Below are 17143 nucleotides of genomic sequence, written 5' to 3'. Positions count from 1 at the left end.
ACCCATGTCCGTTCCCATTCCCGAACCCAAGATTTTTGCTTGTAAACAAAGTGAAACATTAGCTGGCGATATTGCCAAAGCATTTGGTATTCCGTTAGGCAAAGTAATTACCTCTACCTATAGCGATGGTGAATTTCAACCTTCTTTTGAAGAATCGGTCCGTGGCAGCCGGGTGTTTATCATTGGTTCTACCCACCCCAACAGCGACCACTTAATGGAAATGCTGTTAATGCTCGATGCTGCAAAACGCGCTTCGGCACGGCACATTACCGCCGTATTGCCTTACTTTGGTTGGGCCCGACAGGACAGGAAAGACAAACCGCGCGTGCCCATTGCGGCAAAATTGGTAGCCAAAATGCTGGAAACGGCCGGGGCCACCCGCATCATCACTATGGATTTGCACGCCGATCAAATTCAAGGGTTTTTTGAAAAACCCGTGGATCACCTCTTTGCTTCGACCATTTTTTTACCGCACCTGCGAAAATTGAACCTTGACAATTTAACCATCGCCTCTCCCGATATGGGCGGCAGCAAGCGGGCGTACGCCTATTCCAAAGCAATGGAAAGCGATGTGGTGATCTGTTACAAACAACGGGAAAAGGCAAACGTTATCTCGCATATGGAACTCATTGGCGATGTAAAAGGCAAAAATGTGGTCTTGGTCGATGATATGGTCGATACAGCGGGAACGCTTACCAAAGCAGCCGATTTAATGATGGAGCGCGGTGCCTTGAGCGTGCGCGCCATTTGTACGCACCCTATCCTTTCGGGCAATGCTTATGAACGTATTGAAAAATCTAAATTGGAAGAATTGATTGTTACGGACTCCATTCCGTTAAGTCAAGAAAGCAAAAAAGTAAAAGTGCTTACGTGTGCCAACCTGTTTGCCGAGGTAATGCTGAGCGTAAACCACAACAAAAGCATCAGTTCCAAGTTTTTGATGTAAGTTTTTTTCTGAAATCACCCTAACTCATTTATAAAACAGCCTGGCAACACCCAAAATTTGCAATCTGTTAAATCTTTTTTAGCTCGTTTTGATGTGAAACCACTTTTTTCAGAAAAAACATCCCTTCATAAATTGTAAATACAAAATAAACCATATCTTTGCACTCCTTAAAAAACTGGGGCTCAATGTGCCCTGATAATTAAATAAATTTTACAAATGAAATCACTTACAATCAAAGGATCTAAAAGAGAAAGCGTGGGCAAGTCGGCAACGAAGGCCTTGCGTAATGCTGGAAAGGTTCCTTGCGTCGTGTACGGAGGGGATAACACCATTCATTTTTCAGCAGATGAAACCGAATTTCACAACCTCATCTACACACCCGACGTTTTTAGGGTTGTATTAGAGCTGGCCAACGGCGAAACCATCGACTGTGCTTTGCAGGACATTCAATTTCACCCGGTAACCGACCAGATATTGCACATCGATTTCTATCAATTGTTCGACGGCACCCCAATTAGCATGACCATTCCGGTACGTGTGAGCGGTAACGCGAAAGGAGTTAAAAATGGTGGGGTATTGCGTGTAATCAACCGTAGATTGCGCGTTAGGGCATTGCCTAAAAACCTTCCCGATTTTATCGATGTTGACGTAACCGAAATGAAAATTGGCGATGTCTTTACCGTGGGCGACGTTGAAAAAGAAGATTTCGAATTCTTGCAAGAAGACAAAGAGGTTATTTGCCAAGTGAGAACTTCCCGTACCGCTATCGTTGACGAAATTGACGAAGATGAAGACGAAGAAGGTGAAGAAGGAGCTGAAGGCGAAGAAGGAGCAGAAGAAACTGCCGAAGGAGCAGAAAACAAGGAAGGCGCTACAGAAGAATAAGCACTTTGCTCTTAAGATAAACAAAAAGCATCCTGTAATTCGGGATGCTTTTTTTATTTTTACTGTTGAAATACGTGTTATGCTGTCATTTTTCAGAAATCTTTTTAGCACTAAACAAAAACAACCTTATACAGAAGGCGACCCCATGAAAAAATTTTTAATTGCCGGCTTGGGAAATATTGGCCCCAAATACCACAATACCCGCCACAACATCGGTTTTAAAATACTGGACCATTTGGCCGAAGAAAACAACCTGACTTGGCAGACCGAAAAGTTAGGCGACATAACCCTTCATAAAAAGAAAGGCCGCAGCTTTTTGTTATTGAAACCCAGCACCTTTATGAACCTAAGCGGAAAAGCGGTTCGCTATTGGCTGGAAAAAGAAAAAATATCGTTGGAAAATCTTTTAGTGGTAACCGACGACCTTAATTTGCCCTTTGGGACAATCCGTATAAAAACAAAAGGAAGCGATGGCGGCCACAATGGGTTAAAAGACATACAAAACACTTTGCAAACCACTAAATACAACCGGTTCCGGTTTGGCATCAGCGATGAGTTCAGCAAAGGGCGTCAAGTGGATTACGTTTTGGGCGAATGGAACGAAGCGGAAGATAAAAAACTGCCCGAACGCTTGGAAAAAGCTGCCAAAGCCATCGAGTCTTTCGGCTTGGCAGGTATCAACAATACTATGAACACGTTTAACGGAAACTAAGGTGAAAGAGCATAGAGCAGCTTCAAAATACGAAAACAACAGGCCTTGCGCCATAACCATTGGCACTTTCGATGGCGTGCATATTGGCCATAAAGCCATCTTGAAACGGTTGGTGCAAACAGCAAAAAAAGACGACTTGGATTCCGTTTTGTTGACGTTTTTCCCACACCCAAGAATGGTGCTTCAAAAAGATGCAGGGATTAAATTGATCAATACGCTTTCAGAAAAAAAAGAGCTGCTCGAAAAAACAGGTCTGGACCATTTGGTCATCCATCCGTTCACCAAACAATTTTCCCGCTTAACGGCGGTGGAATACGTGCGCGATATCTTGGTAAACAAACTTCACGCAAAAAAAGTGATCATTGGTTACGACCACCGTTTTGGCCGAAACCGCACCGCTGATATTTCCGATTTAAAGGAATTTGGTGAAACCTACGGCTTTGAAGTAGAAGAAATCAGCGCACAAGAGCTGGATAAAGTAACGGTAAGTTCTACCAAAATACGTAAGGCACTGGAAGCCGGCGACATTAGTACGGCCAATGAATATTTGGGCTATCAATTTATGGTTACGGGAACGGTGGTAAAAGGAAAAGCCATTGGCAGGACATTGCACTATCCAACTGCCAATCTAAAACCTTCAGAAGACTATAAGCTCATTCCAAAAAACGGTGTGTACATCGTTGAAGCCACCATTAATGACAACAAAGTTTTCGGTATGACCAGCATTGGCACCAACCCTACTGTTGGCGGCACGCAAAAAACCATTGAGACCCATTTTCTGGATTTTGATCAAGATCTGTACAACCAACCGCTGCGTATCGAGTTCATTACCCACATTAGGGACGAAGCCACCTTTGATGGCACCGAAGCTTTAAAAAAGGCCATTCAAGAAGACGAACTGTTTGCCAGGGATTTCCTTAAAAACCGTGGATAAGTTTTTATTTAAACATATAGACAACATCAACCTGGTGTTATGGCGGGTGGTTTTCGGCGCATTGATTGCCATAGAAGGCTTTGGCGCCATTGCTTCCGGCTGGGTGCGCCGTACCTTGGTCGAGCCTGATTTTACTTTTAACTTCATAGGCTTTGAGTTTTTACAACCGTTGCCCGGCGATTTAATGTACTGGTATTTTGCCTTGATGGGCGTTTTTGGCCTTTTGGTCATGCTTGGATACAAATACCGGTTTAATATGTTTTGCTACGCCCTTATGTGGACCTGTGTGTACTTAATGCAAAAATCGTCGTACAACAACCATTATTATTTAATGATGTTGCTTTGTTGGCTCATGGTGTTTTTACCGGCCAACCGATGGTTTTCAATAGATGCCAGACAAAATTCTGAACTCAAATCTTCGTCCATGCCACGATGGGTGCTGCTTGTATTAATATTACAAGTTTGGATTGTCTATACCTACGGATCTATCGCAAAATGGTATCCCGGCTGGCTAGATGCCAGTGTGCCGGCCCTTTTTATGAAAGGCAAAAAGGATTATTGGTTGGTGGGCGGGTTCCTTCAGCAAAATTGGGCGCATTGGTGCATTGCCTATGTGGGCATTTTCTTTGATCTTTTAATCGTTCCCTTATTGCTGTGGAAGCGCACCCGGATGGCCGCTTTTATCGCTTCCATCTTTTTTCATTTGTTCAATTCGTTCATATTTCAAATTGGTATTTTCCCGTACATGTCCATGGCATTTGCCCTTTTCTTTTTCTCTGCGGAAACATTACAGAGGCGATTTCTTCCCAAGAAAAAATTATATACCAAAGGCGAAATCATCGTGCCAAATTACAAACCAGCGTTAATCACTGTACTTTCTGTTTATTTTATAGTTCAAATCGGGCTGCCGTTGCGGCATTGGTTTTTTAAGGACGATGTGCTCTGGACCGAAGAAGGCCACCGGTTGAGTTGGCGCATGATGTTGCGCAGTAAAGCCGGTAGTTTGACCGTTTGGGTAAAAGAAAAAGGCACTGAAGAACGAAAACGCTACGACTACAACCAATTGCTCAGCAAAAAGCAACAACGATCGGTAAAGGCCAAGCCCGATATGCTTTGGCAATTGGCACAGCGCATTAAAGAAGCCGAAGCCAAAAAAGGCCGGGATGTAGCAGTGTATATGGATTCTCGCATTCGGGTGAACACGGGGTACTACCACCAACTCACCGACCCCGAAGTCGATCTGGCCGCCGAGCCCTGGCATCATTTTAAACACAACGATTGGATTTTACCTTCGGAAGAAGGGTTTGCAAGGAAGCCGAAGAAATGATATAAGAGTACGGTATCAATTTTTAGAAACAGAACAAGCAGGATGTGATTTCTCCTATCGTCGAAATGACTGCGCTAGTCATCCCGAAGGAGGGATGGTGAGGGATCACATTTGAGTAAACAACCCAATTTATCTTTTCAACAAAAAAATCTCCATTAAAACTTCCATTTTCCTAACTTTGCTTTCTTAAAATTGTTAGGACTATGTTACAAGTACACGAAATCCGTGAGAAAAAAGATGCGTTTGTAAAAGCGCTCGCCAAAAGAGGCATCGATGCCAAAAAAGACCTGGAAGCAATTATCGCTACAGATGAAACCCGCAGAAACACCCAGACCCAACTGGATGATGTGCTGTCACAGTCCAACAAATTTTCAAAGGAAATAGGGATGCTTTTTCAAAAAGGAGAAACCCAAAAAGCCAATCAGCTTAAAGAAAAAACCACCCAACTAAAACAAGAGTCCAAAAAGTTGCAAGAGCAATTAAATGCTGCTGAGGAACAACTACAAACCATGTTGTACGACCTTCCCAATGTGCCGCACGAAAGCGTACCGGCCGGTACTGACGAAGAAGACAATGAAGAAATTTTCCGTGAATTGGACATTCCAACCTTGGAAGAAGGCTCGTTACCACACTGGGAACTGGCAAAAAAATACGACCTGATTGATTTTGAGTTGGGCGTAAAAGTAGCCGGAGCCGGATTTCCTATTTATAAAGGAAAAGGTGCCCGATTGCAACGCGCCTTGATTACTTACTTTTTAGACAAGAACACGGAAGCCGGTTATACCGAATATCAAGTACCGTTAATGGTAAACGAAGACTCTGCTCGCGGCACTGGTCAATTACCCGATAAGGAAGGCCAAATGTACCATATTACCAACGACGATTTGTATATGATCCCAACATCCGAAGTGCCGGTAACCAATATGTTTCGGGGCGATTTATTGAAAAACGATCAGTTGCCCATCGCCTGTACCGGTTACACACCGTGTTTTAGGCGCGAAGCAGGAAGTTATGGCGCGCACGTTCGGGGCTTGAACCGTTTGCACCAATTTGACAAGGTGGAAATTGTTCGCGTGGAACATCCCGAAAACAGTTACAAAGCTTTGGACGGTATGGTAGAACACGTAAAAAACATCTTGCGCGAATTGAAACTACCGTACCGAATTTTACGGCTTTGCGGCGGCGATTTAGGCTTTACCGCAGCCTTGACTTACGATTTTGAAGTATTCTCCACCGCTCAAGATAGATGGTTGGAAATCTCTTCGGTATCCAATTTTGAAACCTTTCAAGCCAACCGATTAAAACTTCGGTTTAAAGACGAGAACGGTAAAAATACCTTGGCCCACACCTTAAACGGAAGTGCGTTGGCATTACCGCGTGTCTTGGCCGGCATTTTGGAAAACTACCAAACCTCAGAAGGCATCAAAATCCCAGAGGTATTAGTGCCGTATTGTGGATTTGAAATGATAAAAATTTAATATCACAAATCACAAAAAGTTTTATTTAAAAAAATACAATTCATTCCTGTGAAAAAAAATAGCCCCTTTTTCTTTTTACTAGCAATACTTACAATAACAATGACCATTTCATGCTCTTCAGATAATGATGAAAATATTGAAGAGGAATCTGAACAACAGGAAAACGAGACAACAGGATTAATCAAGTTTGAAGAATGGAAAGTTATTGATGGTGACCTTAAGCTTAGGGTTATAAATGAATTTGAGAATTCAAAACATATAAAGTTTTCATATTATCACAACGGGGAGTTAGACAATTACATAACTCCTGAATATAATTCTGATGGTTTTTTATCAAAAGAAATCAATCACAATCCTACCGGAACTATTTTATCAACAGCAAGTTTCGCTTACGATATTGAAGACAGAATAACTGAAATAATTTATGATAGTTATACAGAAACGCATATAAGCTTCACAATTTCATTTTCCCACAATGCAGACAACACAATAATAAGTGAAAAGGTGCTATCTGGAAATACAGATACAAAAACATTTAAGCTGAACCAAAACGGATTAGTATATCAAGAGTTGATAGATGACAATATAGTCACTAATGTGACTTATGATGGTTTTAAACCTGTTACATTAAACTCAGATGCAGGCGACTTTACATACAGTTATGAAACAGAAGGAAAGCTACCATATAGTTTTAAAGACATTTACGGAGAAAACCCTGTAAATCCCATTCTATATGCTAATAATTTAGAAGGAGGTTTTGATTTTTTAACAACAGATTTGGTTTCTTCGATTGTTTCTGATGAATCAGAAACCAATTTTGAGTACACCCTCAATGAAAACAAAAACCCTACGCTTACCAAGGTGTATAAAAATGGAAGTTTGGTAAAAGAGTTTAGGTATTTTTACGAATAATAAAAACGCTACCCTCCTAAATTAAGAGGACCTGCCCCATTTTTCTCACGGTAGTGCCTGAAAGGCGGCGCGGTTAAAGCAAAATTTGAAACCACAAAGATTATTTGATTTTTCTTGAGATTTGTAATTTGAGATTTGGTTTTTACTTTTTACCCACCCTATCTTCATTCTGCTTTACAAAAGCAGCCCAGCCGGTATAGCTTTTACCTGTTTCTATACGGCCTTCGTTATAAAAATGACACACCGCTGCGGCCAATCCGTCCGTGCTGTCGAGGTTTTTAGGCAGTTCTTTTAAACCAAGCGTACTTTGCAGCATTTTAGCCACTTGTTCTTTACTGGCGTTTCCGTTGCCGGTGATGGCCATTTTTATTTTTTTGGGGGAATATTCGGTAATGGGCACTTGCCTTGAAAGTCCGGCGGCCATCGCCACCCCTTGCGCCCTGCCCAGTTTAAGCATGGATTGGACGTTTTTCCCAAAAAACGGGGCTTCGATGGCTATTTCATCGGGGTGATAGGTGTCGATCAATTCAACGGTACGTTCAAAGATGAGTTTCAGTTTTAGGTAGTGGTCTTTGTATTTGGTGAGCGTTAACTCGTTCAATTGCATAAACTGCATTTTTTTGCCCACTATTTTTATGAGTCCGAATCCCATTATGGTGGTTCCGGGGTCAATGCCGAGGATTATTTTTTCTGAACCCATATTTGAAAACTTTCTGTAACTTCGTCGCTTATGCGCACGGTTTTGCACAAATCTAAACAATATTGGCTGGTTGCCCTAAAAGTTTTGGTGTTGGGGCTCACATTTGCGTATATCTATTATAAAATCGCTTCCGGAAACACATTGCAATGGCAAGTTTTTAGTTCTGAAATACAGTCAAAAAACTTCATTTATATCCTATTTTTTATCGTTTTGGCAACCATTAATTGGACGTTGGAAATCGCCAAATGGCAAACGGCGGTTTCAAAAACCACATCCATTTCATTTTCCGAAGCAACCAAACAAAGCCTGATGGCGTTGACGGTTTCATTGCCAACCCCCAACCGAATCGGCGACTATGGAGCCAAGGCGTTTTTTTATCCTTTGGAAAAAAGAAAGGAAATACTTTTGCTCAATTTTATAAGCAGCAGTGCCCAAATGGCCGTTACCTGTTTTTTTGGTGCTATTGGTCTGTTAATACTGGCAATGGATTACGAACTGCCGATTTCAGAAACCAAACTTGGGATTTTCTTATTGGTTGTATTGCTGGCAATGGTGCTTGGCTATCTTTTCAGAAGAAAGCAATTGCTGGTCAAAGGACTTTCGGCACTCAATGTTGTGCGGTATTTTAAAAACTTACCGGTTTCCATTAAGCTGAAACTGGTGTTATTTTCCGTGCTACGGTATGTGATATTTGGGTTTCTGTTTTATTTTGTATTGGTTTTTTTTGAGGGTGACTTGACAATATTAAAAGCCGCTCCGCTCATTGGCGCTATGTACCTGCTGGTTTCTATCGTTCCTTCCTTTTTGCTTTTCGATGTGGTCATCCGTGGCGGGGTGGCGGTCTGGTTGTTTTCATTTGCGGAAATTCCCGAACTGCCTGTACTTTTTACCGTTTTTACCATGTGGCTGCTCAACTTTATCCTACCGGCTTTGATGGGCAGTTGGTATGTTCTAAGCTATAAAACCGAGCACAGATGATGATATCCGGGGTTTTGCTGTTTACCATTTATCTGGTTCTTTTATTAGCCATCTGGATAGGAATGATACAGTTGAAATCGCTGTCATCAAAACCCGTTTCTCCTAAAACCAATTTTTCAATAGTCGTCCCGTTTAGAAATGAAGCTAACAATTTGACTGCCCTGGTCACCTCGCTGAAACAATTGGACTACCCAGCACATTTTTTTGAAGTGATTTTTGTGGATGACGTGTCTAAGGACCGTTCGGTTTTTGTGTTGTCGCAAGCCTTGGAAGGCTGTGTGTTTCCGTATAAAATAATACGGAGCAAACGGTTTTCGAATTCCCCAAAAAAAGATGCCATTACCCTCGCTGTTTCCGAAGCCAAGCACCCTTGGATCCTGACCACCGATGCCGATTGCAAGGTTCCCGTAACTTGGTTGCGCGCTTTTAACAGCATCATTCAGGAAAAGCATCCCAATATGGTTTGCGGGCCAGTATATTACCATAGCAACGGTAGCCTTGTGCACGCTTATCAACAATGCGACGGCTTGAGCTTGCAGGCCGTAACCATGGGCGGATTTGGCTTAAACCGCCCTTTCCTTTGCAATGGAGCCAATTTAGGATATAAAAAAGACCTATTTCAGCAATTGAAAGGATTTTCCGGCAACAACCATATTGCCAGTGGGGACGATATTTTTATGATGGAGAACATCCAGCAGTTAGCACCCAATACGGTGCATTTTTTAAAAAGCAATGCTGCTGTGGTCACTACCCAGCCGCAAAAAAAATGGCGTCAAGTAATCAACCAACGGGTGCGGTGGGCATCGAAAACGGCAAAGCAAAAAAATTGGCTTCCAAAAGTGGTGGGAGGCCTCGTCTTTGCGACCAACCTTTGGTTTGTTTTTGGTTGGATCTTTGTTTTTTTCAGCTTATCGTTCCGTTATTTTTTCTTGTTCCTGTTTTTCATGAAAGTATTGATCGACGGCATTATCATTTTGTTGAGCGCCCACTCCTGCCTTGTTAACAGAAAGGTCTTCAGAAAAAAAACAATCTCGGCAAAATTTATCTTCCAAATGGCACTTAGTGGTTTCCTTTACCCTTTTATAACAGTAACCGTTTTTGTTTTAAGCCTGTTAGGCGGATACAAATGGAAAGGACGACGGTACAAAACCTAAAGGTACTTTCAATAAATTTTCTATCTTTAACCCAACAAAACCTGACCCTATGAAACGCCTACTTTTATTAGCTTGCCTACTGACCACCATCGCTGTTTCGGCCCAACAACAATACACCGTAGATGGTAACACCTATACGTTACAAAAAGAAATTGAAGGACCACTTACCCTTTTATGGAACACCATTGACAACGAATACCGCTACTTTTTACAAAAAGGGAACACCATTACCGAACTGAAAAACACCAAAGTTAACGGCAGTTACCAAGAAGAGTACAAAGAGGTGTTGCAGCAACAAACCCAAAATGCTTCCCTTGCTGTTGACGGAGTGAATTTAACCTTGCCGAGCTTGCGGGAATTTGTGATTTCCTATAACAAAAAAGTGGATCCTTCTTTTACGTTTGAAGAAAAATCCATCCAGCTACAAACGAGATTGGGCGCCTATGTAGGGGTTTCGAACAATGTTTATTACATAAACCCGAACAACACCATTTTACCTTCTTTTGGTGTGGATTTGGAATTAACGGACGAAGTAAAACTGAAACGTCACGCTTTGGTTTTTCGTTTTAAACAATTGCTGAAAAACAGCGATTACGATTTTTCAAATTCTGAGATTTCCTTGAATTACCGCTTTAAGTTCATAAAATCGAGCGCAATCGATGTATTTGCCAATGTGAAGGTCGTGGCCTACTCCCATGCATCACGGGACATCATTTATACCGACAGCAACGGGCAAGAAGAGCGCATCACCGGTTCTGGCGGCGAACTGCAAACCCCCGGCGCATTTGGACTGGGCGCCGATATTGCATTGGGCAATGGCTTTCTTACCTTATCGTACAATGACATTGTTGCCATTGGACTCGAAAGCAACGATGAATTTCCTGTAGATTTCACTGTTGGTTATAAGTTTAACCTATAAATCTCCGCCTGTTTGCAGCACAATGGGCAAGGTAAAATGAGTCTTAACGGGAATCCCTCGTTTATAGGCTGGAGCAATCAGTTTTATAGCATCGATTTTATTGCGAAGGTTTTGTTCAAAGTTTGGCAATTCGGCTTTGGTAAGGCTGTCCAAATCCATATTTTTCACGGAAAGCTGTCCTTTTTCAGAAACCAAAAACCTTACATATACCGTGTCGTTCAATTCTTTTAAAGATTTATCTCTATTGTTGTTAACAGCTTCAAAAAGATAAGTTGTTAAGGTGTTTTCAAAACATTTTTTTTGTGAAGCTTTGTCTAAAAAGGAGCTGCAGGGCTCAAAAATAGGGTATTGGTCCACATTGTTCCAGTCTATGGTTTTTAGTTCTTCATCGTAGAATGTTTCCGAAGATATTTTCTCGGTTTCAAAAAACTGGCAGGAAACCGTTGTAAAAGCGATAATAAAATAAAGGATGAGGTGCTTCATAAATACAACGCGTTCATAGTATTGCAAATTTATAAGAATATTTTTAAGCGACCCACAAACCGTTCATCTATAATATTGGCATTAAAACAACCTTATTACCAGAGTTTATAATTCCTGTAATAGTTCTTGGGCTTTGTTGTAGGCATCGGTATTGGCATCGATTGATTTTAGGATGTTTTTTGCCTCATCGTATTTTTTTTGCTTCAGTTTGCCCAAAGCATTCCACCAACGCGCTTCAGAAGCATAAACCGAATTTCCTTCTGAAATATCTTTCAGGATTATTTCGGCTTCATCAAATTTATCCTGCTCCACCAATGCTTGTGCTTTGTAGAATTGGTATTCTACCGTTTCAGGGTTTTTTTGAAGTAATTTATCAAACTGTAACTCTGCTTCTGCATAATCGCCGGTGTTGAAGGCCTGTTCGGCTTGTTTTGTTGTTGTGGCGTTATCGCTTCGCAAGGTTAACGAGATTGGCTCATGAGTTGCAAATTCGGAATAGGTTGGTTTGCCAAACCCATTGAACAAAAACAGCCCCACGGCCAATATGATGGATGCTGCCACTGCATAATGCCACGGTTTAAACCGGATGGATTTTCCATGGGAATCGTTTTGGTTTTTGGAAATTTTAAAGCGGGCATCGGCTTGTTGTATGGATTGCAATACATCGGCACGTTGAGCCGAAAACCGATTTTCTAAGGCGCTGTAAACAGTTTTAAAGGCATAAAAATCGTCACGGAACGATGGGTCTTCTTGTAAACGCTGTTCAAACGCCTTACGATCTGAAACCGATAGTGTTTCTTCTAAATAAGCTGTGAATACTAATTCGTTTTCTTGAGGTTCCATACTGTTTTCATCCGTTTTTTAGCTGCTGGTATTCAGGGCTTTCTTTAATTAATTGCGTTAGTTTACCAATGCAAAGCGATTTCTTTTTCCGGGCATAGGCATACGTTATGTCCAGTTGGTCTGCCACCTCTTGCATGGACATAGACGAAAATCCCAACGTAATGATTTTTTTGCAGGTTTCGCCCAATTTTGAGAGCATTGCAATATATAGATTTTGCTGTTGCTCAAATTCTTGGGTTGCCGTGGCATGTTCGTGTGCATCGTCATGTATAGATAAACGCTCCTCCTCTATTGTTACCTCTTTATTGGATCTTTTTTTGAGCACATTAAGCCATTTGCGTTTACAAATGAGGAAAAAATAGGCATCAAAAGGGCAAGTAAGCTGCAACCCTTTTGTTTTGGCTTGGTCGTACACCGTTATTAACGCCTCTTGAATAATATCGCGCGCCGCAGCTTCGTCGCCACTGTTTTTACGTACATAGCCAATGACCTTTGGAGCAAATTTGGTGTAGATCTCATCAATAAGCTCCCGGTTATTTGCCAAAAGCGCCTCGATATATTTTTGGTCGGGATGTATTTTTTTTGCTGCCAAAAACAGGTTTTAAAATGGTTTCAGTTTGTTTTCCCAAAGATACCATGTTTTTCTTAGTGTGCTTTTAGTATTCCCGTTTTAACCTGAAAGGCCGCAAAGGTCGCACAGAGAGCACAAAAGAGTATGCTGTACCTGTTCTGCCTTTTCTTAACGTCTTTCTCATTTCAAAAAAAATTCAATCCTATGGTAACAAAATAAAAACATAATGATATAAGGGTGTAAACCTTAAAATTAAAAAGTTATGAAACGTACAAACAAAACAATCCGAACCTATGGATACCGCTTTATGTTACTTACTCTAATAGGGGTATTTGGCATAAGCTGTAGTCCCGAAAGCACCGTACCTGTAGACGATGGATCTTTGCCTTATACTGCAGGCGACCCAGCGGTATTTAACGCCTTAAGAGCTGAAGCCTTGACCACTCATATGGAAAAGGAAACGTTCAATGCCGAAGATGGCGTTCAATTTACTTCCAACGATGGAGCAGAAATACAAATATTCCCCAATTGCCTGCTGAAAGACGGTGATGTGGTAACCGGTCAAGTGGAGCTTACCTTTATAGACCTATACGAAAAACGCGACATGGCCACCACCAACAAACCCACTATGGGCTTAATGCAAAATGGCGACAAAGCCCCGTTGGTAAGTGGCGGCGAGTTTTTTATTGAAGTAAGGCAAGATGGCGATCTGTTGCAAATGGGCTGCCAATACCAACTCATGGTTCCTGGTGACAACACCGGTGGCACCGACCCTGAAATGGTGCTGTGGAACGGCCTAATTGATGAAAACGGCAACCTTACCTGGGACGAAGTGGAAGAAGAAGACAATGCCCAGATCTACAATGAAGGTGGAAACTATTATGTATTTGCCGAAGCCTTTGGCTGGACCAACATCGACCGGTTTTACAACGACCCGAGACCAAAAACCACCTTGCTCGTGGATGTGCCCGAAGGGTTCGATTTTGACAACAGTGCCGTGTATTTATCGTACGACGGAGAAGCAAACGGCTTGGCCCATTTAGATACTTTTATTGCCGAAAACGGGTATTTTTCCGAACACTACGGCCAAATCCCCATTGGCCTGGAAGCACACCTCATTTTTATGTCGGCAGACGGCGACAACTGGCGGTATGCCATTCAAGGGGTGACCATTGCCGAGAATGAGGTCTATACTTTTACTATCGAGGACACCCAAGTAGATAGCTTTGAAAACGTTACAGCGGCCATCAACAGTCTCCCCTAGTTTTGTTGGTTTTTGATTAGTCGATTGTTTGATAGCCAGAAAAGCCACTGTAATAGGTGGCTTTTTTTTATACCATTTAAAAATAATTTTAAAAAAAGGGGTAACAAAACATGCTTTTGTCCATATACCAATAGAACGGGCAATCAAAATGAGCCCAATAAACCAAATAAGAACTTTAAAACACACATTATGAAAACAATACTATTTTCAATCGCATTCATCGGCTTCTTTTGCCTGTCGCTTCACGCTCAGGATTTCCAAAGAGAGGTACAGTACAATTCCGATATTTACCACGACCTTAACTTAGATGTTATCAACGACGGCAGTAATGATTTTATCGTTGCCAGTAACATTTTCGACACCAATATGAGCAATTCTGAAATCAGCTTGAAACGAATGGACGAAAACGGAAACATTGTTTGGGCCAAGCAGTATTCCGATGCCTCGTTGCAAAACGCCCGGGTTTTCGATGTGGCTAACATGTTCGACTTTGTCGCCATTACCGGCTCCATCGATGTTAGCGGCACCAAACATACCTTTATAGCAAAAATAGAAGCGGCCACCGGCAATATGCTCGATGTAAACTATTACGATATCGTGTCGCCAAACTTCAATTCCACCGGGTTAAACATTGCATTCACCAATACCGATGCCAACAATGACGGAAACGCAGACCCCGGTTTTGTGGTGGGCGGATTTTTCGGCAACTGTTATAGTTTAGACTACCAATGCAGCCTTAACATTGGCTATATACTTCGCGTAGATCAATATTTGAACGTGCTTTGGACCACCGAATTAGACACCTCGGTAAGTGCCACCAGCGACTACGACTTTGTCAATAAGATTACCGAAACCAGTGATGGCTTTTTCTTGACGGGAAGTGCCACCGGCCTTACCCAACAAGGTTTTGAACGCCAAGGCGCTTTGGCATACCTTATCGATTACGAAGGCAACTTTGTATGGAACAGCAGTTATATCTTCGGAAATTCTAGGGACGTGAGTGTCGATGCTTATTATGAACCCACTACCGGAAACATCTATATGCTGTCCAATTATTCCTCTATGCACAACTTCGGAATCACTGTGTTCGACCCTAACGGAACTATTATCAACAGCCTTTCTTGGGTCATTAATTCAGGCGATCTCGACCGTTATGGGTTTTCCTTAAAAGAATCGGTTACCTCTTTTAATAATTTGGTGGTATTTGGATACGACCGAAACGAAAGTTGGTCTGCTGGCGGAACCACCCAAACTGGACAAAGCAATGTTATTGTGTATGAATTTGAAAAAGCGACCGGAAACCAAGTTTCCATAGACTATCAATATTTAACGCCCCACGTAGAAGCTCCTGGCGATGAATACAACTTTTGGAACTCGCAAATGCCATTGATCTACTACCCAGATATGGCCACCGTGTTAGACTATAACAACGGAACGCAAGGAGATTACCTTATTGCAGGATACCGTACGCCAGTAGGTACGCCGGTTACTTTGGCCGAAATCACAAAAACAGGTAACAAAAGAAACAATTGCGAGAATATGGAGCTCACTTTACCGCACACGGCTATTTCGGTGTACGATATTCCGGTAACATCAGGACTCGTAACCACAACAACTGGCCCTATGAACTTTTCTGGAACGCCTTATAACTATTCACTGACCAATTGCGACGGAACCTTGGGCACAGCGGATAATTTCAACAAGCAAACCGGAGGGCTGTACCCCAACCCAGCAACCGACCAGCTTACGGTTTACTTAGAGCAAAACACCATAGCTTCGGTTACCATTCACTCTATGTTGGGACAAAAAGTAGCCGCCCAAACGTTTTCTGGAAGCACCAAAAAAGCTTCTGTAGCTATTTCAGCTTTAAAAACGGGCATCTACTTTATAACGGTTACCAATAATGTGAATCAAAACCAGACCTTTAAGTTCATTAAAGAATAAACCGCTCTTTTATGTGAGTGTGAGTGCCTTGCTTTTGAGGGGGAGCAGGGCACTCTTTTAAATTTTGTACCTTAGTGGCAACTAACTAATAGATCAATTATGAAATACCGCATCGCACTTTTAGGTTGTTGCATCTGTATGGCTTTCTTAGCGTGCAGTTCCGATAGCGGAGACTGTAAAATAGGCCCTGTTGAAAACCCTAACCAACAAGCCGTGATAGACAGCACCGCCTACCGGCAAAGTGGCCGTGATTGCCGCTTGCCAAGAGTACAGACGTTCAAGGTATTTAACTTTTCTTTTTCTGAAATTGTTGCCGACCAAGGCACGGTATTAATGGTAACCCCCAAAACCTTTTCAACCCCAGACGGTACCTTAGTCGATGGCGAGGTCACCCTTTCGCTTATTGAAATGTACCAGCCCGGCGAAATCATAGCTTGCCAGCTTTCCACCAATGGCCTTAACCAAAACCAAAAAGTGGAACCATTGCTCAGCGAAAGTATTTTTTACTTGAACGCCACTTACAATGGTGAACCGGTTATTTTCAATCAAAGCATACAGGTGTTTGTTCCTTCGGAAAACCAAAATTTAGAACTTTCGCTGTTCCATTCGCCCAGTTGCCCGCAATTAGAATGTACCGTTCTTTGGGAAATCGAGCAACAAGGGACCATCTTTGAAAAACCCTATACCAACGCAAGCGGGGATACCGTTTTAGGGTACAGGGCATTTGTGCAAAACACCGGTTGGCGCAGTATCGCAAGGTTTAATGAAAACCAAACGCCCAGGGGTACCCTTTACAACAAGGCCAAACCGGGCTACAACACCTCCAACAGCAACACTTTTTTATATTACGACGCTTCCAGTACCGCCATTGGCATGTTTACAAGCTTTGATACAGAAAATGAAGTGTTCAGCGAGCAATACGGCGAAATACCCAATAACACTCCCGGTGAAGTCATTTTCGTGGGCAAACCGGAAACCGAATTCATGTTCGGTTCCAGTGCCGTAATTACCAAAGACGGAAAAATAACCGTAACGCGCGACCTGCAGTCGGGTTCTGAAACAAGTTTGATAGCGTACATCAATAATTTATAAT

17 protein-coding genes are annotated in these 17143 nt (G+C 42.2%); 13 read left to right on the top strand and 4 right to left on the bottom strand.

Going from position 1 to position 17143, the window contains the following annotated elements; translation table 11 throughout:
- Nucleotides 1-4: 4 nt before the first annotated feature.
- The 7 genes from DDV96_RS10445 (at nucleotide 5) to DDV96_RS10415 (ending at nucleotide 7194) form a co-directional block, all read left to right on the top strand.
- Nucleotides 5-946: a ribose-phosphate pyrophosphokinase gene (locus DDV96_RS10445; protein WP_116694716.1), complete on the top strand. Its 942-nt coding sequence runs from the start codon at nucleotides 5-7 to the stop codon at nucleotides 944-946.
- Between the two features lie 216 nt (nucleotides 947-1162).
- A complete protein-coding gene (locus DDV96_RS10440) occupies nucleotides 1163-1831 on the top strand; it encodes a 50S ribosomal protein L25/general stress protein Ctc (RefSeq protein WP_116694715.1) in 669 nt (222 codons plus the stop codon).
- 79 nt (nucleotides 1832-1910) lie between these two features.
- Nucleotides 1911-2543, top strand: a complete 633-nt coding sequence (gene pth / locus DDV96_RS10435; RefSeq protein ID WP_116694714.1) for an aminoacyl-tRNA hydrolase — start codon at nucleotides 1911-1913, stop codon at nucleotides 2541-2543.
- Between the two features lies 1 nt (nucleotide 2544).
- The gene (locus DDV96_RS10430; protein WP_116694713.1) at nucleotides 2545-3477 is read left to right on the top strand and encodes a bifunctional riboflavin kinase/FAD synthetase; all 933 of its coding nucleotides are present in this window, start codon (nucleotides 2545-2547) and stop codon (nucleotides 3475-3477) included.
- Nucleotides 3470-4804, top strand: coding sequence for an HTTM domain-containing protein (locus DDV96_RS10425; RefSeq protein ID WP_116694841.1), 1335 nt, complete (start codon nucleotides 3470-3472; stop codon nucleotides 4802-4804). The genes DDV96_RS10430 and DDV96_RS10425 overlap by 8 nt, the downstream gene beginning before the upstream one ends.
- 203 nt (nucleotides 4805-5007) lie before the next feature.
- Entirely contained in the window at nucleotides 5008-6282 is a 1275-nt protein-coding gene (gene serS, locus DDV96_RS10420) for a serine--tRNA ligase (RefSeq protein ID WP_116694712.1), read from the top strand.
- A gap of 48 nt (nucleotides 6283-6330) precedes the next feature.
- Entirely contained in the window at nucleotides 6331-7194 is an 864-nt protein-coding gene (locus DDV96_RS10415) for a hypothetical protein (RefSeq protein WP_133240840.1), read from the top strand.
- A 142-nt stretch (nucleotides 7195-7336) separates the two neighbouring features.
- Here DDV96_RS10415 and ruvC read toward each other — a convergent pair whose 3' ends face one another.
- The gene (ruvC, locus tag DDV96_RS10410) at nucleotides 7337-7894 is read right to left on the bottom strand and encodes a crossover junction endodeoxyribonuclease RuvC (protein ID WP_116694710.1); all 558 of its coding nucleotides are present in this window, start codon (nucleotides 7892-7894) and stop codon (nucleotides 7337-7339) included.
- A 30-nt stretch (nucleotides 7895-7924) separates the two neighbouring features.
- Between ruvC and DDV96_RS10405 the strand changes: the two genes are divergently transcribed.
- The 3 genes from DDV96_RS10405 to DDV96_RS10395 are packed head-to-tail and all read left to right on the top strand — an operon-like array spanning nucleotide 7925 to nucleotide 10945.
- Nucleotides 7925-8872 (top strand): hypothetical protein, encoded by a 948-nt coding sequence (locus DDV96_RS10405; protein WP_116694709.1) that lies wholly within the window; start codon nucleotides 7925-7927, stop codon nucleotides 8870-8872.
- Nucleotides 8869-10026 carry a glycosyltransferase gene (locus DDV96_RS10400; RefSeq protein ID WP_116694708.1) on the top strand — a complete coding sequence of 386 codons (1158 nt, stop codon included), beginning with the start codon at nucleotides 8869-8871 and terminating at the stop codon, nucleotides 10024-10026. Before DDV96_RS10405 ends, DDV96_RS10400 begins: the two co-directional genes overlap by 4 nt.
- Nucleotides 10027-10075: 49 nt before the next feature.
- On the top strand, nucleotides 10076-10945 hold the full coding sequence (locus DDV96_RS10395) for a hypothetical protein (protein WP_116694707.1): 870 nt from the start codon (nucleotides 10076-10078) through the stop codon (nucleotides 10943-10945).
- Here the strand turns inward: DDV96_RS10395 and DDV96_RS10390 are convergent.
- From DDV96_RS10390 to DDV96_RS10380, 3 genes are all read right to left on the bottom strand, one after another.
- A complete protein-coding gene (locus DDV96_RS10390) occupies nucleotides 10940-11428 on the bottom strand; it encodes a hypothetical protein (protein ID WP_133240839.1) in 489 nt (162 codons plus the stop codon). The genes DDV96_RS10395 and DDV96_RS10390 overlap by 6 nt on opposite strands.
- Before the next feature lie 105 nt (nucleotides 11429-11533).
- Nucleotides 11534-12271, bottom strand: a complete 738-nt coding sequence (locus tag DDV96_RS10385; protein ID WP_116694705.1) for a tetratricopeptide repeat protein — start codon at nucleotides 12269-12271, stop codon at nucleotides 11534-11536.
- A gap of 7 nt (nucleotides 12272-12278) precedes the next feature.
- Complete coding sequence (locus DDV96_RS10380; RefSeq protein WP_116694704.1) at nucleotides 12279-12863, bottom strand: RNA polymerase sigma factor; 585 nt, start codon at nucleotides 12861-12863, stop codon at nucleotides 12279-12281.
- A 241-nt stretch (nucleotides 12864-13104) separates the two neighbouring features.
- Here DDV96_RS10380 and DDV96_RS10375 point away from each other — a divergent pair, with 241 nt between their 5' ends.
- From DDV96_RS10375 to DDV96_RS10365, 3 genes are all read left to right on the top strand, one after another.
- The gene (locus tag DDV96_RS10375; RefSeq protein WP_116694703.1) at nucleotides 13105-14106 is read left to right on the top strand and encodes a hypothetical protein; all 1002 of its coding nucleotides are present in this window, start codon (nucleotides 13105-13107) and stop codon (nucleotides 14104-14106) included.
- A 189-nt stretch (nucleotides 14107-14295) separates the two neighbouring features.
- Nucleotides 14296-16050 (top strand): T9SS type A sorting domain-containing protein, encoded by a 1755-nt coding sequence (locus DDV96_RS10370; protein ID WP_116694702.1) that lies wholly within the window; start codon nucleotides 14296-14298, stop codon nucleotides 16048-16050.
- 99 nt (nucleotides 16051-16149) lie between these two features.
- Entirely contained in the window at nucleotides 16150-17142 is a 993-nt protein-coding gene (locus tag DDV96_RS10365; protein WP_133240838.1) for a hypothetical protein, read from the top strand.
- Nucleotide 17143: the final 1 nt, after the last annotated feature.

The organism is Marixanthomonas spongiae, from assembly GCF_003095375.1.
Lineage (GTDB): Bacteria > Bacteroidota > Bacteroidia > Flavobacteriales > Flavobacteriaceae > Marixanthomonas > Marixanthomonas spongiae.
Note: the sequence above shows the minus strand (reverse complement) of the source record. Positions and strands in the feature narration are given on the sequence as shown.